23 protein-coding genes and 1 tRNA gene are annotated in these 23,976 nt (G+C 72.2%); 11 read left to right on the top strand and 13 right to left on the bottom strand.

Annotated elements, in window-relative coordinates; genetic code table 11:
- The first annotated feature begins 81 nt into the window (after window positions 1–81).
- Both IE99_RS0104420 and IE99_RS0104415 read left to right on the top strand, forming a co-directional pair.
- The gene (locus tag IE99_RS0104420; RefSeq protein WP_030163941.1) at window positions 82–294 is read left to right on the top strand and encodes a helix-turn-helix transcriptional regulator; all 213 of its coding nucleotides are present in this window, start codon (window positions 82–84) and stop codon (window positions 292–294) included.
- 1 nt (window position 295) lies between these two features.
- A complete protein-coding gene (locus IE99_RS0104415) occupies window positions 296–1,666 on the top strand; it encodes a tyrosine-type recombinase/integrase (RefSeq protein WP_030163939.1) in 1,371 nt (456 codons plus the stop codon).
- Between the two features lie 138 nt (window positions 1,667–1,804).
- Here IE99_RS0104415 and IE99_RS0104410 read toward each other — a convergent pair.
- Window positions 1,805–1,889 (bottom strand) — tRNA-Tyr (locus IE99_RS0104410).
- A gap of 139 nt (window positions 1,890–2,028) precedes the next feature.
- On the opposite strand from IE99_RS0104410, the gene IE99_RS0104405 reads away from it, so the two are divergent.
- Window positions 2,029–2,517, top strand: coding sequence for a YajQ family cyclic di-GMP-binding protein (locus IE99_RS0104405; RefSeq protein ID WP_030163938.1), 489 nt, complete (start codon window positions 2,029–2,031; stop codon window positions 2,515–2,517).
- 152 nt (window positions 2,518–2,669) lie between these two features.
- Here the strand turns inward: IE99_RS0104405 and htpX are convergent, their stop codons facing one another.
- From htpX to IE99_RS0104370, 7 genes are read right to left on the bottom strand one after another with little or no spacing between them, the layout of a single operon-like run.
- Window positions 2,670–3,521: a zinc metalloprotease HtpX gene (gene htpX, locus IE99_RS0104400; RefSeq protein ID WP_030163935.1), complete on the bottom strand. Its 852-nt coding sequence runs from the start codon at window positions 3,519–3,521 to the stop codon at window positions 2,670–2,672.
- Window positions 3,522–3,579: 58 nt separating this feature from the next.
- Window positions 3,580–5,067 carry an NADH-quinone oxidoreductase subunit N gene (locus IE99_RS0104395; protein WP_030163933.1) on the bottom strand — a complete coding sequence of 496 codons (1,488 nt, stop codon included), beginning with the start codon at window positions 5,065–5,067 and terminating at the stop codon, window positions 3,580–3,582.
- Window positions 5,067–6,674, bottom strand: a complete 1,608-nt coding sequence (locus IE99_RS0104390; protein ID WP_030163931.1) for a complex I subunit 4 family protein — start codon at window positions 6,672–6,674, stop codon at window positions 5,067–5,069. The genes IE99_RS0104395 and IE99_RS0104390 overlap by 1 nt, the downstream gene beginning before the upstream one ends.
- Window positions 6,671–8,605, bottom strand: a complete 1,935-nt coding sequence (locus tag IE99_RS0104385) for an NADH-quinone oxidoreductase subunit 5 family protein (RefSeq protein ID WP_037558634.1) — start codon at window positions 8,603–8,605, stop codon at window positions 6,671–6,673. The genes IE99_RS0104390 and IE99_RS0104385 overlap by 4 nt, the downstream gene beginning before the upstream one ends.
- Window positions 8,602–8,991 carry an NADH-quinone oxidoreductase subunit NuoK gene (gene nuoK / locus IE99_RS0104380; protein WP_030163927.1) on the bottom strand — a complete coding sequence of 130 codons (390 nt, stop codon included), beginning with the start codon at window positions 8,989–8,991 and terminating at the stop codon, window positions 8,602–8,604. Before nuoK ends, IE99_RS0104385 begins: the two co-directional genes overlap by 4 nt.
- Window positions 8,991–9,518 (bottom strand): NADH-quinone oxidoreductase subunit J family protein, encoded by a 528-nt coding sequence (locus IE99_RS0104375; protein WP_037558632.1) that lies wholly within the window; start codon window positions 9,516–9,518, stop codon window positions 8,991–8,993. The genes nuoK and IE99_RS0104375 overlap by 1 nt, the downstream gene beginning before the upstream one ends.
- Window positions 9,515–9,991: a 4Fe-4S binding protein gene (locus tag IE99_RS0104370; protein ID WP_211258718.1), complete on the bottom strand. Its 477-nt coding sequence runs from the start codon at window positions 9,989–9,991 to the stop codon at window positions 9,515–9,517. The genes IE99_RS0104375 and IE99_RS0104370 overlap by 4 nt, the downstream gene beginning before the upstream one ends.
- 171 nt (window positions 9,992–10,162) lie before the next feature.
- Here IE99_RS0104370 and IE99_RS0104360 point away from each other — a divergent pair, with 171 nt between their 5' ends.
- Window positions 10,163–10,999, top strand: a complete 837-nt coding sequence (locus tag IE99_RS0104360; protein WP_051711963.1) for a ComEA family DNA-binding protein — start codon at window positions 10,163–10,165, stop codon at window positions 10,997–10,999.
- 4 nt (window positions 11,000–11,003) lie between these two features.
- Here the strand turns inward: IE99_RS0104360 and IE99_RS0104355 are convergent, their stop codons facing one another.
- The 4 genes from IE99_RS0104355 to IE99_RS0104340 are packed head-to-tail and all read right to left on the bottom strand — an operon-like array spanning window position 11,004 to window position 14,081.
- Window positions 11,004–11,960, bottom strand: coding sequence for a complex I subunit 1/NuoH family protein (locus tag IE99_RS0104355; protein ID WP_030163917.1), 957 nt, complete (start codon window positions 11,958–11,960; stop codon window positions 11,004–11,006).
- The gene (locus tag IE99_RS0104350; protein ID WP_051711962.1) at window positions 11,953–12,645 is read right to left on the bottom strand and encodes an NADH-quinone oxidoreductase subunit C; all 693 of its coding nucleotides are present in this window, start codon (window positions 12,643–12,645) and stop codon (window positions 11,953–11,955) included. The genes IE99_RS0104355 and IE99_RS0104350 overlap by 8 nt, the downstream gene beginning before the upstream one ends.
- Window positions 12,642–13,676, bottom strand: a complete 1,035-nt coding sequence (locus IE99_RS33615; RefSeq protein WP_084219274.1) for an NADH-quinone oxidoreductase subunit B — start codon at window positions 13,674–13,676, stop codon at window positions 12,642–12,644. Before IE99_RS33615 ends, IE99_RS0104350 begins: the two co-directional genes overlap by 4 nt.
- A gap of 33 nt (window positions 13,677–13,709) precedes the next feature.
- A complete protein-coding gene (locus IE99_RS0104340) occupies window positions 13,710–14,081 on the bottom strand; it encodes an NADH-quinone oxidoreductase subunit A (protein ID WP_030163906.1) in 372 nt (123 codons plus the stop codon).
- Between the two features lie 372 nt (window positions 14,082–14,453).
- On the opposite strand from IE99_RS0104340, the gene IE99_RS0104335 reads away from it, so the two are divergent.
- From IE99_RS0104335 to IE99_RS30015, 6 genes are all read left to right on the top strand, one after another.
- Window positions 14,454–15,524: a hypothetical protein gene (locus IE99_RS0104335; RefSeq protein ID WP_157610041.1), complete on the top strand. Its 1,071-nt coding sequence runs from the start codon at window positions 14,454–14,456 to the stop codon at window positions 15,522–15,524.
- Between the two features lie 140 nt (window positions 15,525–15,664).
- Window positions 15,665–16,975, top strand: a complete 1,311-nt coding sequence (locus tag IE99_RS0104330; RefSeq protein ID WP_157610038.1) for a LolA-like protein — start codon at window positions 15,665–15,667, stop codon at window positions 16,973–16,975.
- 71 nt (window positions 16,976–17,046) lie between these two features.
- Window positions 17,047–17,184: a putative leader peptide gene (locus tag IE99_RS33610; RefSeq protein WP_425423790.1), complete on the top strand. Its 138-nt coding sequence runs from the start codon at window positions 17,047–17,049 to the stop codon at window positions 17,182–17,184.
- 356 nt (window positions 17,185–17,540) lie between these two features.
- Entirely contained in the window at window positions 17,541–19,382 is a 1,842-nt protein-coding gene (locus IE99_RS0104325; RefSeq protein ID WP_030163900.1) for a 2-oxoacid:acceptor oxidoreductase subunit alpha, read from the top strand.
- Window positions 19,375–20,457, top strand: coding sequence for a 2-oxoacid:ferredoxin oxidoreductase subunit beta (locus IE99_RS0104320; protein ID WP_211258717.1), 1,083 nt, complete (start codon window positions 19,375–19,377; stop codon window positions 20,455–20,457). Before IE99_RS0104325 ends, IE99_RS0104320 begins: the two co-directional genes overlap by 8 nt.
- Window positions 20,458–20,631: 174 nt before the next feature.
- A complete protein-coding gene (locus tag IE99_RS30015; protein WP_051711961.1) occupies window positions 20,632–21,612 on the top strand; it encodes a SecDF P1 head subdomain-containing protein in 981 nt (326 codons plus the stop codon).
- On the opposite strand, the gene IE99_RS0104310 is transcribed toward IE99_RS30015, so the two are convergent.
- Window positions 21,599–23,182 (bottom strand): MDR family MFS transporter, encoded by a 1,584-nt coding sequence (locus tag IE99_RS0104310; RefSeq protein ID WP_051711959.1) that lies wholly within the window; start codon window positions 23,180–23,182, stop codon window positions 21,599–21,601. The genes IE99_RS30015 and IE99_RS0104310 overlap by 14 nt on opposite strands.
- 84 nt (window positions 23,183–23,266) lie before the next feature.
- Here IE99_RS0104310 and IE99_RS0104305 point away from each other — a divergent pair, with 84 nt between their 5' ends.
- Window positions 23,267–23,920 carry a TetR/AcrR family transcriptional regulator gene (locus IE99_RS0104305; protein ID WP_245623052.1) on the top strand — a complete coding sequence of 218 codons (654 nt, stop codon included), beginning with the start codon at window positions 23,267–23,269 and terminating at the stop codon, window positions 23,918–23,920.
- The last annotated feature ends 56 nt before the right edge of the window (window positions 23,921–23,976 follow it).

Here is a 23,976-nt window from a genome sequence, read left to right as displayed (position 1 = left end):
CACGCTCCGTCGCCCGGCGCACAAGCCACCAAGCCCGCCGCCGGCGCCGTCCAACCGATCACGTTCAGGAAGGGCCCCAGAATGGCCGCTCGGAATCCCGCCGCGCCGTCCGACCTGCTCACGCTCGCCGAGGTGCTCGACGAGCTTCGCGTGTCCCGTAGCACCTTCGACACCTGGCGAACGCTCGGCACCGCCCCCAAGTGCTTCAAGCTGCCGAACGGGCGCATTCGCGTCCACCGCAACGACCTCGACGCGTGGCTCTCGACGCGCGCCGAGGTTGCGGAGGCGGTCTGAAGTGGCCTACTCCCACGACGTCAGCGTTTGGGAGCTGGCCAGGAAGAAGAACCGCAAGCGCGGTCACGGCGTCCGCTGGACGGTCGCCGGCAAGGAATCCTCGAAGTGGTTCACCGAACGCGCGCTGGCCGACAACTACCGGTCCAAGCTCATGCAGGCCGCGAGGAAAGGAGAGGGCTTCGACACGGACACGGGCCTTCCCGAGTCCATGGTCCGGGCCCAACTCGCGGTCACGTGGCTCGACCTCGCTTGCCGGTTCGTAGATCTCAAGTGGCCGCACGCCGCGGCCAAGTCCCGGACCGGCATCGCCGATGCCCTCGCGACCGTCACGCCGGTTCTGGTGACTTCGAAGCGCGGGAAGCCTGACGACAAGGTTCTACGCGCGGCGCTGTACGGCTGGGCCTTCCACAAGGTCCGCCGCGAGACGACCAAGCTCACCGGCAAGGAGGGCGCCGCGCTCAAGTGGCTACAGGACAACTCGTTGCGAGTCGTCACGCTCAACGAGAAAGAGCAGCGGTCGCAACTCATCCGCTCGGCACTCGACACGATCGCGCTCAAGATGGACGGCACGCCCGCCGCGGCAAAGACCGTCGCGAGGAAGCGAGCGATCTTCTACGGCGCGCTCAACTACGCCGTAGAACTCGACATCTTGCCGGCGAACCCCATCGACCGCGTGGCCTGGAAAGCCCCGGCCATCGCCGAGGAGGTCAACCGCAACGTCGTCGCCCGGCCTCGCCAGGTCCGGGCGCTCCTGGCCGCGATCGAGGACAAGCGGCCCGAACTCACCGCGTTCTACGGCTGCCTGTACTACGCCTACATGCGGCCCGGTGAGGCCAAAGTCCTGCGTAAGGGCGACTGCATCGACCTGCCCGACGAGGGATGGGGACAGCTCTTGCTCACCGGCAACTCGCCCCGCGTCGGCTCGGAGTGGACAGACGCCGGGACGAGTCACGAGGAAAGGCAGTTGAAGCACCGGGCGAAGAAGATCGCTCGGCCCGTTCCCATCCCGCCCGAACTCGTCCGGCTGCTGCGTCGTCACCTGGCCGAGCACGGGACGGCGCCGGACGGTCGGCTGTTCTCCGGTGGGCGCGGTGGGCCGCTCTCAGAGAGCGTGTACGGGCGCGTCTGGCAGCTCGCCCGCGGCATGGCGCTCACGCCCACACAGGTGGCCTCTCCCCTGGCCGGACGGCCCTACGACCTCCGCCACAGCGGCGTCACGCTGGCGCTCAACGCCGGCGTACCGGCGCCCGAGGTCGCCCGCCGCGCCGGGCACGGCGTTGACGTGCTCCTACGGGTCTACGCCGGGTGCATCGACGGCCATGAGCACATGTGGAATGGCCGCATTGAGGACGCTCTCAAGGACGACGACTAGGGAGGTCACGGCCGCAAAGCCTGTCCCGTGACTGTCCCGCGAACACCCGGCAATCGCCGGTAGGAGCCGGGACTCACCGGGAAGCAACGAGAACGGCCCCTGACAGCGTTCTAGCTGGTCAGGGGCCGTTCTGCATGGTGGTGGCGGGTGCAGGGTTCGAACCTGCGTAGGCTAAGCCGACGGATTTACAGTCCGCTCCCATTGGCCACTCGGGCAACCCGCCTGGCGCCGCTGTCGCGACGGCACTCGAAAGGATAGCGGACCTCTGGGGCGGGTGTGACATCGGCGGGTGGGGGCGTGCGGCGGGCGGGCTCGCTAGGCTCACAGGACCGCGAAGATGCTGCTGAAGGAGAGTGTGCCGGATGGCGGATAGCTCGTTCGACATTGTGTCGAAGCTCGATCGGCAGGAGGTCGACAACGCGCTGAACCAGGCCGCGAAGGAGGTGGCCAACCGGTTCGACTTCCGGAACGTGGACGCGGGGATCAAGTGGTCGGGCGAGTCGATCGAGATCCAGGGGAACACCGAGGAGCGGGCGAACGCCGTCCTGGACGTCCTGAAGGACAAGCTCGTCAAGCGGGGCATCTCGCTGAAGGCGATCGACCCGGGCGAGCCGAAGCTGTCGGGGAAGGTCTACAAGCTGGGCGTCGCGCTCAAGGAGGGCATCTCCCAGGAGGACGCCAAGAAGATCGGCAAGATCATCCGGGATGAGGGCCCGAAGGGCGTCAAGGCGCAGATCCAGGGCGACGAGCTGCGCGTCAGCTCGAAGAAGAAGGACGACCTCCAGGAGGTCATCTCCCTGCTGAAGGGCAAGGATCTGGACGTCGCCCTGCAGTTCACGAACTACCGGTAGCCGTTCGGCCGCACGTGAGGCGCACCGCCCCGCGCGGTGCGCCTCACGCCTTTCTGAGGGGTGCGCCGGACGTTCCCCCGCAGAAATGCCCGGCGCACCCGGTTCGTAGGACGCCGGGACGGGGCCATCGGTTTCGGTGAAGTCGCCGCGCCTCAGCGTCCGGCCATCCGCTCCAGGCGGGCGATCCGGTCGGCGGTCGGTGGGTGGGTCGAGAAGAGGCGGCCGATGCCGGCGCCGCGGAACGGGTTCGCGATCATCAGGGCGCTGGCGGACGCGAGCTCAGGGTCCTGCGGGAGCGGCATCGCGCGGGTGCCGGCCTCGATCTTGCGGAGGGCGCTCGCGAGGGCGAGGGGGTCGCCGGTGAGGCGGGCGCCGGACGCGTCGGCCTGGTATTCGCGGGTGCGGCTGATCGCCATCTGGACGACGACGGCGGCGATCGGCCCGAGGACGAGCATGAGGAGGGCGCCGAGAAGGCCGGGGCCCTCGTCGTCGTCGGTGCGGCCGATCGGCAGGAAGATCGCCAGGTGGGACAGGTACGTGATCACGGTGGCGAGGGCGGCGGCGACCGACGAGACCAGGATGTCGCGGTTGTAGACGTGGGACAGCTCGTGGGCGAGGACGGCCCGCAGTTCCCGTTCGTCCAGCATGCGGAGCAGGCCGCGGGTGCAGCAGACGGCGGCGTTGCGGGGGTTGCGGCCGGTCGCGAACGCGTTCGGCTGGAGCGTCTCGGACACGTAGAGCCGGGGCATGGGCTTGCGGGTCTCGGTCGACAGTTCCCGGACGAGCCGGTACAGGACGGGCGTCTCGACCTCGCCGACGGGGTGGGCGCGCATGGAGCGCAGGGCGATCCGGTCGCTGAAGACGTAGGCGACGCCGTTGGTGGCGAGGGCGATGAGCAGGGCGAGGGCCAGGCCCGCGCCGCGGCCGACCAGCCAGCCGAGCGCGAGCATCAGCGCCGACAGCGTGCCGATCAACGCTGCCGTTCTGACGCCGTTCAACCGCACTTCGCCGCCTCCCCGCCGACTCACATGGTCAACGGTTTGACCTGGTTCGACGTTCCCGTCAGGTCGCGTTCGTGACGGTCTGCAGGACGATCTGGGGCGCGATCGACAGGACGACGGCGGCGGTCGCGGCGGCCGCGACGGCGGCGCGGACCGGCAGGCCGGGAGCGGCGTCGTAGCGGGCCCCGGATCCGGCGGTGAACAGCCGCGCGGCCCAGACCAGGTAGTAGTACAGGCCGATCACGGTGTTGATCGCCATGACGACGGCGAGCCAGGTGACGCCGCCCGCGACGGTCGCGCGGAACACGACGATCTTCGCGAACAGCCCCATCACGCCGGGGGGCAGGCCGGCCAGGCAGATCAGGAAGAACGCCAGGGCGGCGGCGACGGCGGGGCTGCTGCGGGCGAGGCCACGGTAGTCGTCGAGGGTGTCGTAGGCCGTCCGGACGGAACCGTGGCGGCGGTTGAAGCCGATCACGACGGCGAACGCGCCGAGGTTCATGACGGCGTAGAGCGCGACGTAGGCGGTGGTGGCGGCGACGGCCTCGGGGAGGCGGCGGTCGCCCACGGCCAGGGGCGCGAGCATGTAGCCGGACTGGGCGACGGACGACCATGCCAGCAGCCGGATGGCCGTGTTCTGGCGCAGCGCCAGGAGGTTGCCTAGCGTCATCGTGACCGCGGCGAGGACGCCCACGACCGGGCCCCAGATGTGGGCGTAGGCGGGGAAGCCGAGCGCGAGGACGATCGCGAGTCCCGCGAAGCCGGCGGCCTTGGACACGACGGACAGGAACGCGGCGACGGGCAGCGGCGCGCCCTGGTAGACGTCCGGGGCCCAGAAGTGGAATGGGACGGCGGCGACCTTGAACGCGAACCCGGCGAGGACGAGGACGATCCCGGCGGCGGCGACGGGGTCGAGGTCGGCGGGGAGCCGTTCGAGGGCGGGCGCGACGCGGTCGAGGTGCATGGCGCCGGTGGCGCCGTACACGAGGCTGATCCCGAACAGCATGACCGCGGCGGAGACGACGGAGACGAGGAACAGCTTCAGTGCCGCCTCGGACGCCGTCCCGTCGTAGCGGCGGAGGCCGACGAGGGCGAACACGGGCAGGGACAGGGTCTCCAGCGCGACGACGAGGAGGACGAGGTCGCGGGCCGCCACGAGGGTCAGGGCGCCGATCACGGCGGCCAGGATGAGGAAGTGGTACTCCCCCGCCGGGATGTCCGAGTCGGTGATCTCCTGCAGGGAGAGCAGGACGACGACGACCGCGGCGGCCAGGACGATGCCCTGGAACAGGAGGGTGAAGTCGTCCGCGACGTAGGAGCAGGAGCGGGGGCCGCCGGAGCGCAGGCCGTCCGGGAGGCAGAAGGTGGCGCGGCGGTCGCCGGGTGCGAGGGCGGCGACGGCGATCAGCGCGGCGGCGAGCGATCCGGCGCTGAGCAGGCCGAGGAGGCGGCGCGGGGCGTCGAACGCGTCGGCGAGCAGGAGGCCGATCGCGGCGACGGCGAGGATCAGCGGCGGCGCGATCGCCGCGTAGTCGATGCCCTGGATCATCAGCCGCCTCCGAACAGGGCGCGGACCGGTGCGGTCGTCACGTCCAGCAACGTCTTGGGCCACAGGCCGACCAGCAGGGTGAGCGCGATCAGCGGCGTCCAGGCCGCGTACTCCGGCAGCGTGATCGCGGCCTCTCGGGCGGGTGCGTGCGCCGGGGACGCCTCCGGCTCGGTCCCGGCCGGCGCCGCGGAGCCTTCGGGCAGCGGCGGGGCGGACCCCTCGGGTGCGGGTGTGACGGGGCGGCGGGCGGTCACGCCGTCGGCGCGGCCGTGGGTGAGGGTGGCGAGCAGGCGCAGGAAGTAGGCGGCGGTGAGGACGGCGCCGATCGCGGCGACCACCATGAACGTCACGAACGTCTCGCGGGGCAGGTCGGCGTGCGGGCGGTACGCGCCGAGCAGCGCGAGCATCTCGCCCCAGAACCCGGCGAGGCCGGGCAGGCCGAGGGACGCGATCGACGCGAACGTGAGGAGCGACGCGAGGCGGGGCGCGGTGCCGAGCAGCCCGCCGCCGAGGGCGGTGAGGTCGGTGGTGCCCCAGCGGTCCTTGACGGCGCCGGCGAGGAAGAACAGCAGGCCGGTGATCAGCCCGTGCGCGATGTTGCCGAACAGGGCCGCGTTCACGCCGACGGGGGTCAGCGTCGCGATGCCGAGCAGGACGAAGCCCATGTGCCCGACGGACGAGTACGCGATCATCCGCTTGAGGTCGCGCTGCGCGAGGCAGGCGAGCGAGCCGTAGATGATCCCGATGACGGCGAGCAGGCCGAGCCACGGCGCCCAGAACTCGGCGCCCTCGGGGGCGAGCGGCAGCGCGACGCGGATCAGGCCGTACGTCCCCATCTTGAGCAGGACGCCCGCCAGCAGCACGGACCCGACCGTCGGGGCCTCGGTGTGCGCGTCCGGCAGCCAGGTGTGCAGCGGCCACATCGGGGCCTTGACCGCGAACCCGAGGCCCATCAGCGCGAACGCGGTGATCTGGACGCCGCGGGTGACGCCGGAGCCGTGCCGCGCGGCGAGTTCCGTCATGTCGAGGGTGCCCGCGGTGACGCCGACGAGCAGCATCCCGGCGAGGAGGAGGCCGGAGCCGAGGAGCGTGTAGAGGATGAACTTGTAGGCGGCCGCGCGCCGTCCCGGGCCGCCCCACAGGATGATCACGACGTACATCGGGATCAGGACGACCTCGAAGAACACGAAGAAGAGGATGAGGTCGAGGGCGGTGAACGTGCCCAGCAGCCCGACTTCGAGGACGAGCAGCAGCGCCGTCAGCAGCCGGATCCGTCCTCCGGCGGGCGGGTGCTTCAGCGTGTAGAGGAAGCACAGGAACGTCAGCAGCGCGGTGAGCGCGACGAGCGGCAGCGAGATCCCGTCGACGCCGAGATGGAAGCGCAGGTCGATCGCGGGCGCCCAGGCGCGGTCGATCTCCAGCTGCACGGTGGACGTGGCGCCGTAGTCGAACGCGGTCAGCGCGGACACGGCGACGAGCAGCGTCGCGCCCGAGATCGCCGCCCCGAACCGCCGCACCGCGGCGTCGCCGGGCAGGAACCGCGCGGGCGGGGCCATCAGCGCGAGCGCCCCGCACAGCGGGATCGCCATCATCAGCACGAAGATCATCGGAACAGCACCACCCCGGCCGTGATGACGATGACGCCCGCGAGCAGGCCGGTCAGGTACGCCTGCGCGTTGCCGTTCTGCGGGACGCGCAGGACGCCGCCCAGCCACCGCGCGGCGCGTCCGGTGCCGACGACGGCGGCGTCGACCCCGCGCGCGTCCACGGTGACGGTGTGCCGCGCCAGCGCCCGGACCGGCCGGACGATCAGCAGGTCGTACAGCTCGTCCACATAGAAGGCGCGGGCGAAGACGGGACGCACCCGGCCCAGCGCGCGTGCGGGGTCGAGCGCCGGATCACGGTTCCAGACGTAGAACGCCCCGCCCGCGCCCAAGGCGACCAGGACGGCGCTCAGGAGCGCCGACCCGACGTGCGGCCGCAGCTCCTCGGCCCCGAGCCCGAAGAACCCGAGAATCGCGGCGGGCACGGCCAGCGCCGCGACCGTCCACGTCATGATCCTGGACGGGTCGCGCGCCTCGAACGTGCCGCGCTGCTCGCCGAAGAAGGTCATCAGCCAGGTCCGCATCGCGTACGCGGCGGTCAGCGCGACGGTGACGAGCAGCCCGAGGTAGATCGGCCACGCGAGCGCGGACGGCGTTTCGAGCGCGTAGATCCCGACGACCGCGGAGTTCTGGTCGAGCGGTTCGTAGGCGAACCAGCCGGTCGAGTTCAGCTCCGCCTCCGGCCCGCCGTGCAGGGCGGCGTGCTGGGCGGCCTCGATGACGGAGTCCTTGCTGAACCAGCCGCTCAGCGGCGGGACGCCCGCGAGGGCGGCGAGGCCGATCGTCATCGACACGAAGGTGATCGGCATGGCGCGGCGGAGGCCGCCGTAGTGGGCCAGCATGTTCGACCCGGCGGTGACGATCACGCAGCCGGCGGCGAGGAAGAGCAGCGCCTTGAACGCGCCGTGCGTGACGAGGTGGAAGATCGCGGCGGTGTCGGCGCCGACGGCGAGGCCGCACGCCATGACGGCGAGCTGGCTGATCGTGGAGTAGGCGAGGACGCGCTTGAGGTCGTCCTGGGCGAGGGCGGCGAGGGCCGACCCGACCATGGAGATCACCGCGAGGACGCCGAGGACGGCCAGCGCGGCGGACGCGGTGGCGAACACCCCGAAGAGGCGGGCGACGACGTAGATGCCCGCCGCGACCATCGTGGCGGCGTGGATCAGGGCGCTGATGGGGGTGGGGCCCGCCATCGCGTCCGGGAGCCAGGTGTGCAGCGGGAACTGGGCGCTCTTGCCCGCGACCCCCGCGAGGAGGAGGAGCGCGGCGGCCGTCACCGCGGAGTGGGGCAGCTCGAAGACCTGGCGCAGGACGCCTTCGATGGAGAACGTCTTCGCGCTGATCCCGAGGATCAGAATTCCGAGGAGGAAACCGACGTCGCCTGAGCGGGTGACCAGGAACGCCTTCACGGCGGCCCGGGAGTTGGCCCTGTCCTCCCAGTGGTGGCCGATCAGGAAGTAGGAGCAGACGCCCATCACCTCCCAGCCCGCGTACAGGACGAGGAGGTCGCCCGAGTAGACGACGAGCAGCATCGCGGCGGTGAAGAGCGCGATGAACGCGGCGTAGGAGGAGTGGCGGCGGTCGCCGTCCATGTAGGCGACCGAGTACATCTGGACGGCCAGCGCGACGCAGCAGACCATCAGCCCGACGAGGGCGGCCAGCCCGTCCACCTGGAGGGCGACCTGGATCGGGACGGAGCCGGTGTCGATGACGGTGAGCGAGCCCGTCCGGGCCCCCGGATCGCGCCAGACCGTGAACGCGACGGCGGCGGACAGGACGAGGGAGACCGCGATCGGCGCGCACGCGATCAGCGCGGGGCCGCTGCGGAGCGGGGAGCCGCCGCCGAGGAGGCGGGTCAGGCGCGGCCCGAGCAGCATCCCGGCGAAGGCGCCGAGGAACGGCAGCAGGATCGTCAGCGAGGCCAGCCAGATCATCGGGCGGCCTCCTCGAGGTCTCCGGCGTCCCCGGGCTCATCGGCGGGGCCGGGCTCGTCGGTGCGCTCGGGGTCGCCGGTGCCCTCGGCGAGGGTCCGGAGCCGGTCGACGTCGATCGTCCGCCGGTTCCGGTACACCAGCAGGACGATCGCGAGGCCGAGCCCGATCTCCGCCGCCGCGATCACGATGGTGAACAGCGTGAGGACCTGGCCGCCGTGCAGCCGGTCGCGGAACCACACGTCGAACGCGACCAGGTTCAGGTTGACGGCGTTCAGCATGAGCTCGACCGACATCAGGACGAGGATCGCGTTGCGGCGCGCCAGCACCCCGTAGACGCCGATGGAGAACAGCAGGGCCGCGACGACGGCCGGGTAGGCGAGGTGCATCAGTCGCCCTTCCCGCGGGAGCGCGCGCCGCCGATGTCGGTGCGGGACAGGACGATCGCGCCGACCAGCGCCGACAGCAGCAGCACCGACAGCACCTCGAACGGCAGCACCCACGTCCGGAAGACCGCGGATCCCAGCGCCTCCGCGGAACCGCCGCCGGCCTCCAGGGGCATCTTCGCGTCCCCGAAGCCCATGACCACGACGGTGACCAGCAGCGCGGCGGTCGCGACGGCGACGGCCGCGGCGATCCAGCGGTTGCCTGAGTCGAGGTCGGGGGCCGTCCCGATCGGCGCCCGGGTCAGCATGATCCCGAACAGCAGCAGGACGACGATCGCGCCGACGTAGATCAGGACCTGGACCCAGGCGACGAACTCGGCGGTCAGCACGAGGTACATGCCGGCCAGCGCGCCGAACGACAGGACCAGCCATAACGCGGCGTGCACCAGCTGCCGGGTCGTCACCACCATGATCCCGGAACCGACGGCGACCGCGCCGAGCAGGGCGAAGACGATCTCCTGGCCGGTCACCGACCCGGCGCCTTCCCGGCGGCCCGCGCGGCGGCCTTCTCGGCGGCGGCCAGCTCCTTCGGCGGTTCGGCGGCGGCGTCGTGGGCCTGGGGAGGCGGGACGGTCCACATCCACTCCCGCAGCCGCTCCTTCTCGTGGGTCAGCTCGGCGATGTCGTACTCGGAGTACTCGAACTCGGGCGACCAGAACAGCGCGTCGAACGGGCAGACCTCCACGCAGATGCCGCAGTACATGCAGAGCGAGAAGTCGATGGCGAAGCGGTCCAGGACGTTGCGGGTGCGGGCGCGCCCGCCGCCCTCCGCCGGGAGCGTCTCCTTGTGGGAGTCGATGTAGATGCACCAGTCGGGGCACTCGCGGGCGCACAGCATGCAGACCGTGCAGTTCTCCTCGAACAGCGCGATCACACCCCGGCTGCGCGGGGCGAGATCGGGCTGCACTTCCGGGTATTGACGCGTGATGGAACGCCGCGTCATCGTCCGCAACGTGACCGCCAGCCCTTTGGCCAGCCCGCCTCCTGGTAGCCGTCCCACGCGCCCCATGATTGCGTACCGGGGGCCCGGGGGGAACGCGGAGGGCTCCGCGTTCGTCGAACCTGACGTGGACCTGCGCGTCCACGGCCGGACAGGCGCGGCGAAGGAGGGCATGTGAGCCAGCACGCGGACGGCCCCCACGGCCCCGATCCCGACCGTTCCGGCGCGCACCGCGCCCATCCCGGTGATCGGCCGTTCCCCCTGGGCCACCAGGGGCCTTCCCGTCCGCCGGCGGGCCGGCCGGAGGTGCCGCCGGGCTGGCGTCCACCGTTCCCGCTGCCGCCGCGGCCGCCGCAGCAGATGCCCGTCCCGGTTCCGGGGCCGGGCGAGCCGCGCGGGATCTTGTGGGCGTTCGTGCCGTTCATCACATTCGGCTATGGAACGCCGTTCTCGTTCCTGTACGCATCGGTCCGGCGTGGTTCGTGGAGCCTCGGGACGAGTGCCGCCGGCTACGGGCTCGGCACGGTGTCCGCCGTGACGATGATGCAGACGGGCGAGCCCGCCCTGATGATGTTCGGCTTCTTCCTGACGATGATGCTGTGGATCGCGGGCACGGTGCACTCGTTCGCCGTCCGGCCGTCGGTCTTCCCGCGCACCGCCCCGCCGAACCGCTACAACCAGCACGCCGTGAACGTCGCGAAGTACCGCCGGACGCTCCGCCAGGAGGCGCGCGTGCTGGCCGCCGAGGACCCGGCGCTCGCCCACGAGCTGCGGATCGGACGCCCCGACCTGCCGCGCGCCTACGACGACGGCGGCCTCATCGACGTCAACCACGCCCCGGCGGAGGCCATCGCCGCGCTGCCCGGCATGACGCCCGAACTGGTCGAGCGGATCGTCGTCCGGCGCGACGAGCAGGGCACGTTCGTGTCGGCGGAGGAGCTCGGCGTGGACGCCGACCTGCCGCCCGACATCGTCCCGCAGATCGCCGAGTACGCGATCTTCCTGCCCTGAGCGGTCAGGCCGTCGCGACCTTCACCACGCCGGTGAGCGCCAGCTGGGCCAGCGACAGCGGCACGAGCCACGCCCACGCCAGCTTCTGCAGCTGGTCCTCGCGCATCCGCGGGTAGCTGACCCGCAGCCAGATGACGAGGAACGACAGGACGCCGACCTTCAGGCCCGTCCACAGCCAGCCCAGCTCGGTATTGAGGAACGGCCCCTTCCAGCCGCCGAGGAACAGGACGGCCGTCAGGGCGCACAGCACGATGATCCCGGCGTACTCGGCCAGCAGGAACAGCGCGAACCGCAGGCCGCCGTACTCGGTGTACGGGCCGAAGATGATCTCCGAGTCGGCGACCGGCATGTCGAACGGCGGCCGGCGCAGCTCCGCGAGGCCCGCGACGAAGAACACCACGGCGCCGACCGCCTGCCAGGGCAGCCACCACCAGCGCCACTCCCCGACGATGCCCTGCATCGACAGCGTGCCCGCCGCCATCGCGACCGACGACGCCGCGAACACCATCGGCAGCTCGTACGACATCAGCTGGGCCGCGACCCGCATCCCGCCGAGCAGCGAGTACTTGTTCGCGCTCGCCCAGCCCGCCATGATCGCGCCGATCACGCCGACGCCCATCACGGCGAGCGCGAAGAACACGCCGATGCCGAGGTCCAGCGCGACCTGGCCGCCCGGCCCGACCGGTATGACGATCAGCACCAGCAGGTACGGGACGAGCGCCACGCCCGGCGCCAGCTTGAAGATCCACCGGTCGGCCGCGCGGGGGACCACGTCCTCCTTCTGCGCGAACTTCACGCCGTCCGCGACGAGCTGCGCCCAGCCGTGGAACCGGCCCGCGTACATCGGCCCGAGCCGGCCCTGCATGTGCGCCATGACCTTGTGCTCGGCCTGCCCCACCAGCAGCGGCAGGACGGCGAACGCCGCCGCCACCAGCGCCAGCTTGACGACGATCTCAAGCATCGGGCCCCTTCCCTTCCGGGGCCGGCCCCCTCGGCCCTTCCGGGGAGCGCCCCCCGGACCCCCGCGGCCCTTCGGGGGCCTCGGCCGCGGGACGCGCCCGCCTCGGCCGGTCCTCGGCCCGCGGGCGCTCCGCGACGGCCGCCCACGGGCCGTCCTCGGGGACGCCCGGGGGGCGGACCCGGCGGCGGGACGGCGCGCCGTGCCCGGACTCGCCGGGCTCCTTCGCGCCCGGCCACGGCTTAGCGACACGGGCCGCGAGGACGAAGTCCTTGCGCAGCGGATGGCCCTCGAACCCGTCCGGCAGCAGCAGCGGGACGAGGTTCGGGTGACCCTCGAACAGGACGCCGAACATCTCGGACGTCTCCCGCTCATGCCACGCCGCGCCGCGGTACACGCCCGTGGCGGTCGGCAGGACCGGGCGGCTGCGCGGGACCCGCGTCCGGACGAGGAGGTGGTGGCGCCGCTCGATCGAGTACACGTGGACGACGACGGCGAACCCGTCCTCCAGCTCGTCCACGCCGGTGAGCCAGTCGAAGAAGCCGCAGCCGAGGTCGTCGCGGGCGAAGGCGAGCGCGTCCAGCCACAGCTCGGGCGGCACCCCGACGGCGAGGCCGCCGGTCGTCTCCTCGGTGCTGATCTCCTCGCCGAAGCGGGCCGTCCAGGCGGCGGTCAGCTCGGCCGTCACCGGTCCCGCCCCCGCTCGTCGTCGTCGGTGAGGCCGGGGATGATCGACGGGTCGTGCTCGCGCACGGGCCGGACGGGCCGCGTCTCGTCGGTAGGCGACACGGGCGGCTCCGCCCGCGCGGGCTCGTCGGGCACGGGCTCGACGGGGAGGGTGACGTCGGACGGGGAGGGCGCGGACTCATCCGGCACGGGCTCGACCGGCAGGGTCACGTCCGACGGAGACGGCACGGACTCATCCGGCACGGGCTCGACCGGCATGGTCACGTCCGACGGAGACGGCACGGGCTCGTCGGGCAGGGCTTCTACGGGCAGGGTCACGTCGTCCGGGCCTGCGGCGGTCGCCCCGGCGGCCCGTTCCCGCGCGACCTCGGCGGCCATCGGATCCCAGTCGGCGGGAACCGTCTCGTCCGGCGGGGACGCTCCCGCGACGCCCGCCTCCGGCGGCGCGGGCTGCAGCGGCCGCCGCAGCACCGTGGCCGATAGCGGACGTGGCGGCGGCGCCGGAGTCACCGCGTCGTCCCGGTCGTACCGGTCGCCGAGCGACTCCGCGGCGATCTTCTCCTGGAGGTGGACGATCCCCTGGAGGAGCGCCTCCGGGCGCGGCGGGCAGCCCGGCACGTAGACGTCCACGGGGATGATCTGGTCGACGCCCTTCGTGACGCAGTAGGAGTCCCAGTAGGGGCCGCCGCAATTGGAGCACGCACCGAACGAGATGACGTACTTTGGCTCCGGCATCTGCTCGTAGAGGCGGCGGATGGCCGGCGCCATCTTGTCGGTGACCGTGCCTGACACCACCATCAGGTCGGCCTGCCGCGGGCCGGGCGCGAACGGGATCACGCCGAGCCGGATGAAGTCGTGCCGGCTCATCGAGGTGGCGATGAACTCGATCGCGCAGCAGGCCAGACCGAAGTTGAAGACCCACAGCGAGTAGCGGCGGCCCCAGTTGAGCACGAACTTGATCGGCTTCGGGGCCAGCCGCGACAGCGGGCCGACACTGGGCGGTGGCAGATCGATGGCGCTCACGGGAAACATTGTGTCAGCCTCCGCCCGCGCCGCCCCCGGCGCTCAGACCCAGGAGAGGACGCCCTTCTTGCCCGCATAGAGGAGACCGGCGGCGAGAAAACCCAGAAAGACGAACATCTCACCGAGAGTGGTCATTCCGTAACCCGGCGCGGAGAACACCGTCGCCCACGGGAACAGGAAGACCGCGTCCACCGCGAACACTACGTAAAGATATGAGAACACGTAGTAGCGAACGTACGAATGGGCCCAGTTCTCGCCGACCGGGTCCACGCCGCACTCGTACGTGGTGAGCTTCTCCGCCGTCGGCCGGTTCGGGCGCAGCAGCCGGTTGGCGGCCAGCCCGCCCGCCACGATCCCCCCGCCGACCAGCAGCAACGCGCCGAGGACGGCATACGACTCGAAGTAGGTCCGCACAAGTACCTCCCGGTGAGCATCACAACAAGTATCCAGTGGAGCCAGATGCGAGTGCGCGGCGTCCTACCTGCCGACTACCTGCCGACCCGAGCATCACAATGTCGGTGATTTGCTGCAAACTAGAGGATTGAATGGGGTCACTTTGACCTGGAAGGACGTGACCGGATGAGCAACCCTCCGCCTCCCCCGGGCTGGGAGAACCCGGGTGGCGCCTCGTGGCCTCCGCCACCGCCGCCGGCGGGCCCCGGTGGCCCTCCGGGTCCCGGTGCACCCGGCGCCCCCGGCGGACCTCCCCCCGCCCCCGGCTTCGGCGGGCCCGGGACCCCGCCCCCGTTCTACCCCCCGCCGCCCGGCGCCCCCATGGGTCCCGGGATGGCACCGCCCCGCAAGAGCGGCGGCGGCGGTGTGATCCTCGCCATCATCGGCGGCGGTGTCGCCCTGCTGGTGCTGATCGGCATCGTGGTGTTCGTGCTCGCCGTGAGCGGCGGCACGACGCCCGAGGAGAAGCTCCGGGCCGCCGCGACCGAGCTCGAGGACGACCGCGCGGTCGGTCTGAAGGGCAGCTTCGGCGGCGGCGCCGACACCCTCGAGGGCGAGCTGAGCGTCACCCGCGGCGGCCGGGCCACCGGCCCCGTCACCTGGAACAGCGACAACGTCACGCTGCTGTCGATCGACGGCAAGCTGTTCGCGAAGGCCGAGCCGGCGTACTGGCGGCGTCAGATCTCCGGTACGGAGACGCCGTACTTCCTCGGCTCCGGCCAGCAGTGGGGCCGCCTCGACGAGGACAAGCTGGAGATCGACTTCAAGCGCGAGCTGACCCCGGCGGCGCTCGCGGCGAAGCTCCGGACGGCCGCCACCACCAAGGTGAAGCCGATCGAGACGACGTGGCAGGGCAAGAAGGCCCTGAAGTTCACGACGTTCTCCTCGACGCTCTACATCACCGACGAGGACGACGCCGAGCTGCTGCGGTACGAGGCGACGACTCCGCGGGTGAAGCTGGACGTGCAGCCGAAGAGCTCCGGTGAGGCGTCGTCCGTGGTGTCCGACATGCGGACGAGCGTCGGCGAGCTGAAGGACTCCTTCGACGGCTCCGCCCGCCCGTCGGTCGCCGAGTGGAAGCGCGGCGGCTGCAACAGCAACTCCGGCTGCACGGTCGAGGCGAAGATCCGTCCGCCGTACGGCGCGGAGACGCCGGTCACGGTCGACGTCCGGTTCCGGCTGACGGCCGGCACGCTGACCGGCCGCGACCTGGGCAACTGCACGTCCACGATCACGATCACCGGCACGGAGCCGGTGTGGGCGAGCTGCCGGGTGACCAGCAGCGCGTGGACGAGCTGGGCGAAGGCCACCGGCGGCACGTTCTACAAGCACGCCGACTACAAGGTCATCGGCGCCACCTCCAGCCAGGTGCAGTCGATGCTGAGCGCGCTCGACAGCGAGTGAGGCCCCGGGTGAGCCGCGTGACCGCGCGCTGACCCGCCCTCGCTCCGGTGCCCGGCGACGCGCCGTGTCCCGCTCACGCGGGGGCGCGCCGTCGGGCACTCTTGTGCCCGGACACCTGAACGGAGCGGAGTGAACGCCGAGTGAGCGTCGAACAGGACGGCCCGCCCCCGGCCGCGGACGGCCCCGCGCCCCCCATGCCGCCCGCGCCCGGAGGCATCCCGCCCCGCGCGCCGCGGAACACCGCTCATGTGACCGGTGACACCCCCGGAGGGGCCGTGCCGCCGAAGGCGGTGGCGCGGTCCGGACGGAGGCGTCGGCGGGTGCTCGCCGTGGGCGCGCTGGGCGCCGTGGTCGTGGTGGGCGGGGCGGCGGCCGCGCTGCTGTCCGGGGAGGACGCGCCCGGCGGCAAGGGCGCCGTGAAGGCGGAGTCCGCCCCGTCGAACCTGCTGCGGGAGGCGGAGCGGCAGGTCACGGCGCCGCCGGGGCTCCGGTACGAGGGGACCTTGACCGTGAGCGGCAAGCCCCTCCAGGCCCGGCTGCGGGTCACCAAGGCGGGGTCGGCGACCGGCACGCTCACGGCCGGGGCCCTCACCGCGGACATCGTCGCGGTGGACGGCGTCACCTATGTCAGGGCCGGTCTCGCGTTCTGGCGCGACTACGCCGGGGAGCGCAGCCGTCCGGAGAACTACGCGGGACGCTGGACGAAGGCGCCCGCGACGGTGCCGGGTTTCGACGTCCCGGACGTCCTCGGCCCCGGCGCGATCGCCCGGCTGATGGTGAAGGCGCCCCCGAAGCCGGGGACGGAGACCGTGCGGGGCGCCCGCGCCTACCGGATCCGGACGGCGCGGGCCGACTACCTGGTGGCGGCCGCGGCGCCGCACGCGCTGCTGGGCGTCCGGGCGGCCGGCCGCACCGGCGCGGCCCTCACCGTCGCGCCCGTGCTGGACCCGCCGTCGATGTTCGCCGAGCTGCGCGCGCGGGTCGCCGCGCTCGGCGGCGCCGCCGACCCGGGGCTGCGGTTCGCGCCCGGAACGCCTCGGTTCAGCAACTGCAACCAGAACGTCAGCGGATGCACGGTCCGCGTGCCGGCGACGCTGACCTCGCCGGAGGGCCCCGTGCCGGACGGAGCGCGCGCGGCGCTGAGGGCCTCGATCACGTCGAAGGGGCGGCCGCTCGGGACGTGCACGGGATCGGAGCCGATCCCGTCCGGCCGAAGCCTGACGCTCCGCTGCACGGTCGCGGGGAAGGCGTGGCGGACGTGGATGCGGGCGGCGCTCGACCGGCCCGGCTCGTACCCGTACGCGGCGACGGCCCGGATCGTGGGCGAGTCCGTCGCGCCGGCCCGGGTGCCCGATCTGCTCGCGATCGTCGACCGGGAGCGCGGCACCGCGGCGGGCGGCACCGCGGCCCGCACGGGCCCCGCCGCCTCGACGAGCCCCGCCCGGCCGTGACGCGGCCTGCGGACGCGGCGGAGCCCCGACGTCCCGGGCACGGGGGGCGGTGAAGTAGAACGGAATTCGGGATGTCTACACTGCGGGGCGTGAACTCCGTGCCCCAGAGGAGCAGCCTCCGCTCCTCGACGAATCGCGCGCGGCTGGTCCGGCGTCTCCACGTCGATCTGCGCCGCCAGGCCAGTTCCCTTTGTCCGCCGGGCGGGTGAACTCGGGAGCCCGTCCAGGTCGTACCTCCGGATAGGACCTGCCCGAATTCGGCGGAATCGCGTGAACCGTTGCCGGAGGTGATACCTCTTGGGTGACGGGGCCACGACCTCCCCGAGAGCGGGACGTCACCATGACGGGCGGAGCGGTGCCCGCGGTCCATGCCTCCTGTGGCCGCGAGCCGGAACGGACCGGGCCGCATCGGGCGGAATCGTCCGGGCCGCGTGTCCCCGCGAGTCTCCCGTCCCCCGAGAACAGCATTTCATCCCGGACATACCATGAAGGTAAGCCTAAGTAGCGTCACGATCCCGGGTGCCTCCCCCGGGACGGGCGCTGCCCGTCGAGGAGGTCTTCCTCTGTGACCAAACAGGTCCAGCAGCTCGACCGCGTCATCATCCGATTCGCCGGGGACTCCGGCGACGGGATGCAGCTGACCGGCGACCGCTTCACCCAGGAGACGGCGGCGTTCGGCAACGACTTGTCGACGCTGCCCAACTTCCCCGCCGAGATCCGCGCCCCCGCCGGAACGCTCCCCGGAGTGTCCAGCTTCCAGCTCCACTTCGCCGACCACGACATCCTCACGCCGGGCGACGCGCCGAACGTCCTGGTGGCCATGAACCCGGCCGCCCTCAAGGCCAACCTCGGGGACCTCCCCCGCGGCGCGGACCTCATCGTCAACACCGACGAGTTCAGCAAGCGCAACCTCGCGAAGGTCGGCTACGCCGCGAACCCCGTCGAGGACGACTCCCTCGCCGAGTACCGGGTGCACGCGCTGCCGCTCACCTCGATGACGGTGACGGCGCTCGCCGACTTCGACATCTCCAAGAAGGACGCCGAGCGCGCGAAGAACATGTTCGCGCTCGGGCTGCTGTCCTGGCTGTACCACCGGCCGACGGAGGGCACCCTCGGCTTCCTGGAGAAGAAGTTCGCCCGCAAGCCCGAGATCATGAAGGCGAACATCGCGGCCTTCCAGGCGGGCTGGGCGTACGGCGAGACGACCGAGGCGTTCTCCGTCCAGTACGAGATCAAGCCGGCCGAGCACGAGCCCGGCCTGTACCGCAACATCACCGGGAACGTCGCGCTCGCCTACGGGCTCGTCGCGGCCGGTGAGCGCAGCGGGCTGCCGATCTACCTCGGCTCCTACCCGATCACCCCGGCCTCCGACATCCTGCACGAGCTGTCGAGGCACAAGAAGTTCGGGATCCGGACCTTCCAGGCCGAGGACGAGATCGCCGCCGTGGGCGCGGCGCTCGGCGCCTCGTTCGGCGGTGCGCTCGGCGTCACCACGACGTCCGGGCCCGGCATCGCGCTCAAGAGCGAGACGATCGGCCTGGCGGTCGCGACCGAGCTGCCGCTGGTGGTCATCGACGTGCAGCGGGCGGGTCCGTCCACGGGCCTGCCGACGAAGACCGAGCAGGCCGACCTGCTGCAGGCCATGTACGGCCGCAACGGCGAGGCCCCCGTCCCGGTGATCGCGCCGCGGTCCCCGTCGGACTGCTTCGACGCGGCGCTGGAGGCGGCCCGGATCGCGGTCAAGTACCGCACGCCCGTCATCCTGCTGTCGGACGGCTACCTCGCGAACGGCTCCGAGCCGTGGAAGCTGCCGGACGTCGACGACCTCCCGGTCATCGAGCCGGCGTTCGCGACCGCGGACGACCCCGGCTTCCAGCCGTTCAAGCGCGACCCGGAGACCCTCGCCCGGCCGTGGGCGATCCCCGGCACGGCGGGCCTGGAGCACCGGATCGGCGGCCTGGAGAAGGCCGACGGCTCCGGCAACATCTCCTACGACCCGGCGAACCACGACACGATGGTGCGACTCCGCCAGGCCAAGGTCGACGGCATCGCGAACGACGTCGAGCCCCTCGCGGTGGACGACCCGTCCGGCGAGGCCCGCGTCCTCGTCCTCGGCTGGGGCGGGACGTTCGGCGCCATCTCCGCGGCGGTGCGGCGCGTCCGGAAGGAGGGGCGGCAGGTCGCGCAGGCGCACCTGCGGCACCTCAACCCCTTCCCGGCGAACCTCGCCGAGGTGCTGCGCTCCTACGACAAGGTCATCGTCCCGGAGATCAACCTCGGTCAGCTCGCGCTGCTGCTGCGCGGCCGGTTCCTCATCGACGTCATCGGCTACAACCAGGTCCGCGGTCTGCCCTTCAAGGCGGAGGAACTGCAGGGCGTCATCCAGGATGTGATGGACAGTGAGTGAGAACGGCACCAACGGCGACGGCCACGGCCTGAACGGGCACGGCCCGCTCTCCCTCGTCCCGAAGACCGACGCGAAGCAGACGCTGAAGGACTTCAAGACGGACCAGGAGGTGCGCTGGTGCCCCGGCTGCGGTGACTACGCGATCCTGGCCGCCGTCCAGTCGTTCCTTCCGGAGCTGGGGCTGCGCCGGGAGAACATCACGTTCGTCTCCGGCATCGGCTGCTCGTCCCGGTTCCCGTACTACATGAACACGTACGGGTTCCACTCGATCCACGGCCGCGCGCCGGCGATCGCCACGGGCCTCGCCACGTCCCGCCCCGACCTGTCGGTGTGGGTGGTGACCGGTGACGGGGACGCGCTGTCGATCGGCGGCAACCACCTGATCCACGCGCTGCGCCGCAACGTCAACCTCAAGATCCTCCTTTTCAACAACCGGATCTACGGGCTGACGAAGGGCCAGTACTCGCCCACCTCCGAGATCGGGAAGATCACCAAGTCGACCCCGATGGGTTCGCTGGACGCCCCGTTCAACCCGATGTCGCTCGCGATCGGCGCGGAGGGCACGTTCGTCGCCCGGACGATCGACTCCGACCGCAAGCACCTCCAGTCGGTGCTGCGGGCGGCGGCCCAGCACCGCGGGACCGCCCTCGTGGAGATCTACCAGAACTGCAACATCTTCAACGACGGCGCGTTCGACCCGCTGAAGGACGCCGACGTCCGCGACGACATCACGATCCGGCTGGAGCACGGCGAGCCGATCGTCTTCGGCGCCGAGCGCGAGAAGGCGCTGCGCCGCACCCGGGCCGGCTCGTTCGAGGTCGTGCGGGTCACGGACGTCGACCCGTCGGAGATCGCGGTGCACGACGCGGCGAACCCGGACCCGTCGCAGGCGTTCGCGCTGTCGCGGCTGGACTCCCCGGCGTTCGAGCACACCCCGATCGGCATCTTCCGCGACGTCGACCGCCCGTCCTACGACGAGCTGATGCGGGAGCAGGTGGACGAGGCCGTCGGGACGCAGGGCCGCGGCGACCTGGCCGCGCTGCTCGGCAGCGGGGACACCTGGAGGATCGACTGACGGGACGCGCCGCGCGGTCGTAGGCCCGCCCCCGGTCTCGTGGCCGGTGGCGGGCTTTCGCGTATGAACCACCGTGCGCGGGGCACGGTTCTCCGGGGAGTGAGCACGACACCATGCGCGACGCCGTCTCACCCTGACACACTGAGACAGATCATGTAGCAGGGGAGGTGACGGATGCGGGTCCTTCCGCGTCGCGGCAAGGGTCGTCCGGACGACGGGGGCGACGCGCGCCCCGAACCGCCCACCGCGCCCCAGCAGCGCGTCCCGGTGGAGGAGCCGCCGCCGGACGCGTCGCGGCGGGACTCCGAGGCGGACACGGTGCGGATGTCGGCGGCGGAGGTGCTCGGCCAGGAGGAACTCACCTCCGAGGGCTGGGTCCCGGCCGGCCCGCCGCCCGCATGGCCGCCTCCGCCGTCCTCCACCCGGTCCGCTGCCCCGGCCCCCACCGAACCTTCCTCGCAGTCGTCTCCCAGCACGGGTTCCTCGGCCGGGACCACCGCCGCCCGGCGGGCGGTGAGCGGGGTCTCGGACGCCGACCGGAAGCGCCGGGCCCGCGCCGCAGAGCGGCAGCGCGCCGCGGCGGAGGTCAAGCGGAGCCGCGCCGGCCTGCGGCGGGGACGCCGCGACCGGCGGGCGGCGGCCGCGGCGGAGCACCGGTCCGCGCTGCTCGTCATGGTCCTCACCCTGGGCCTCCTGATCGCGTCGGTCGCGGTGACCGGCACGATGATCGCCACGTCGATGCGGACGCGGCCGGTGGCGCTGGCGGCGCCGCTGCACGTCTACCCCGTCACGCAGACGACCCCCGGGCCGTGCCCGGCCGGCGCGGCCGGCATCAACGGTCAGGCGGCGTCCGGTCCGGCCTGCTACCGGCTCGCGCAGGGCATCGCGATCCGCGAGGTGGCCGACCTGCGCGTCCAGCGGTCGCGCGTCACGTCCGGTTACGACGTGGCGGTGACGTTGCGGGCCGCCGACCGGAAGGCGTTCGCGCGGCTGACGCGGGCGACGGTGGGCCGCGATCTCGCGTTCGTGGTCCGCGAGCGCCTGATCACCCTGCCGCGCGTCGACATGCCGATCCTGGACGGCAAGGTCGTCGTGACGGGGCCTCCCGACCGCGCCGCGGCCGACCGCCTCTACCGCGAGCTCAAGGGGAGCTGACCGGTCCGGCGGTGCGGGCCTTCGGGATCCGGGCGCCGCGGAGCGGCAGCTCCTTCAGCGCCAGGACCGCCGCGAGGCCCAGCAGGGCGATCGGGACGCCCACCAGGAACACGGTCTCCAGCGCGTTCGCGAACGAGGTCAGCACGATGTGCTTGAACGGCTCCGGGAGGGCCTGGATCTGGTCGGGCGAGCCGAGATCGGCCGCGCCCGGTGGCGGGGTCGCGCGGGCTGCGCGCAGGCCGTCCGACAGCTCGCCGGACAGGCGGGTGGTGAGGATCGCGCCGAACGCGGCGACGCCCATGGCGCCGCCCAGGTTGCGGAAGAAGGAGACACCGGACGTCGTCGCGGCCATGTCGGCGGGCGGCACGGCGTTCTGCGCGGCGAGGATCAGGATCTGCATCGTGAGGCCGAGCCCGACGCCGAGGACGGCGAAGTCGAGCCCGATCACGAGGGCGGGCGAGCCGACGTGCAGGCGTGCCAGCAGGCCCATCGCGACGGCGACGAGCGCCATGCCGGCGACGGGGAACCACTTGTAGCGCCCGGTCCGGGTGACGAACTGGCCGGATCCGGTCGAGGCGATCAGCATGCCGACGACCAGCGGCAGCGTCATCAGCCCGGACGCGGTGGGGCTCATCCCCTTGACGACCTGAAGGTACTGCGGCAGGTAGATCATTCCGGCGAACATCGCGACGCCGACGCACAGCGACGTGAAGGACGTGATGAGGAACGTCCGGTTGCGGAAGAGGCGCGGCGGGAGGATGGGGTCGCTCGCCCTGCGTTCGGCGACGACGGCCAGGGCGACGAGGACGACGGTGCCCGCCAGCAGGAGCCGGCTCCAGGCGGAGGTCCAGGCGAACTCCTGCCCTCCCAGGGAGAGCAGGAGCATCAGGGTGGCGGCGCCCCCGGTGACGGTGAACGCGCCGAAGACGTCGACGCGGGTGTCCCGGCGGACCTTCGGCAGGGTCAGGACCTTCTGGGTGACGATGAACGCGACGACCGCGAGCGGGACGCAGACGAAGAAGCACCAGCGCCAGCCGAGGCGGTCGGCGTCCACGATGAATCCGCCGAGGAGGGGCCCGGTGACGGTCGCGACGCCGAACACGGCGCCCACGAAGCCGGCGTAGCGGCCGCGCTCGCGGGGCTCGACCACGTCGCCGAGGATGACCTGGACGAGGGCGGAGATGCCGCCGACGCCGAGGCCCTGGAACGCGCGGGCGGCGATGAGCTCGCCGATGCCGTGCGACAGCCCGGCCGCGACGGACGCGACGACGAACAGCAGGAGCGCGGTCTGGAACATCAGCTTGCGGCCGAAGATGTCCGACAGCTTGCCCCACAGGGGCGTGGACGCGGTCATGGTGAGCAGGGGCGCGCTCGCCACCCAGGCCAGCTGCTCCTGGCCGCCGAGGTCCCCGACGATCGTGGGGAGGGCCGTCCCGACGACGGACGTGGAGACCATCGACGTCAGCATCGCCATCATCAGCCCGCAGAGGATCTCCAGGATCTGGCGCCGGCTGTACTGCGGACGCGGCGGTGCCGTCGTCCGCTGCTCCGCCGTCCTCGCCTGCGTCACCCTGCCCCCGTACGCGCTCGCCCTCTCACCTCCGCCGATATTATGTATGCACTCGTTTACTTGCAAGCCGGTGGATACTGAACCGTGCCGCAGCGGGGCGAGGGAGAGGGCCGGGACGTGGGGACGCCGCTCGACGAGACGACACAGCCGGGCCGGCGCAAGCGCGACCGGGAGGCGACCCGCCGCCGGATCCTGGACGCGGCGCGCGACCTGTTCGGCGAGCACGGCTACGACGGCGTGACCGTCCGCATGATCGCGGCGGCGGCGGACGCGAACATGGCCCTGGTCAACCGGTACTTCGGCTCCAAGGCGGCGCTGTTTCGCGAGGTGCTGAGCAGCGAGTCCGTCCTGCGGGGCGTCATCGCGGGCGAGCCGGGCGAACTCCCCCGGCGGCTCGCCGAGCACGTCGCGCGGCGGATCCGGGAGGGGCGGCCCACCCCGCTCACCCGGATGCTCGACCGGTCCGTCGGCAACCCCGAGGTCACCGGGATCCTCCACGACTACATCGAGGCCGCCGCCATCGAGCCGATGGCCGCGCAGCTGACCGGCCCGAACCCGCGCGGCCGGGCGATGCTCGCCGCCTCGATCATCATGGGCACCGGCCCGATCCGGCGCGTGCTCGGCCTGGCCGACCTGCGCGCGCTCGACCCCGGCGAGCTCACCGAGCGGCTGACGCTGATGTTCACCGCCGCCCTCGGCCCCCTCCCGGCCGGGGACGCCGTCCACCCCGAGGCGTAGGGACGGGCGATCACGTACCGCGCCGGGAGGCCCGGCGGATACGCGGCAGGTCGGAC

This window comes from Spirillospora albida (assembly GCF_000718255.1).
Taxonomy (GTDB): domain Bacteria; phylum Actinomycetota; class Actinomycetes; order Streptosporangiales; family Streptosporangiaceae; genus Spirillospora; species Spirillospora albida.
Note: the sequence above shows the minus strand (reverse complement) of the source record. Positions and strands in the feature narration are given on the sequence as shown.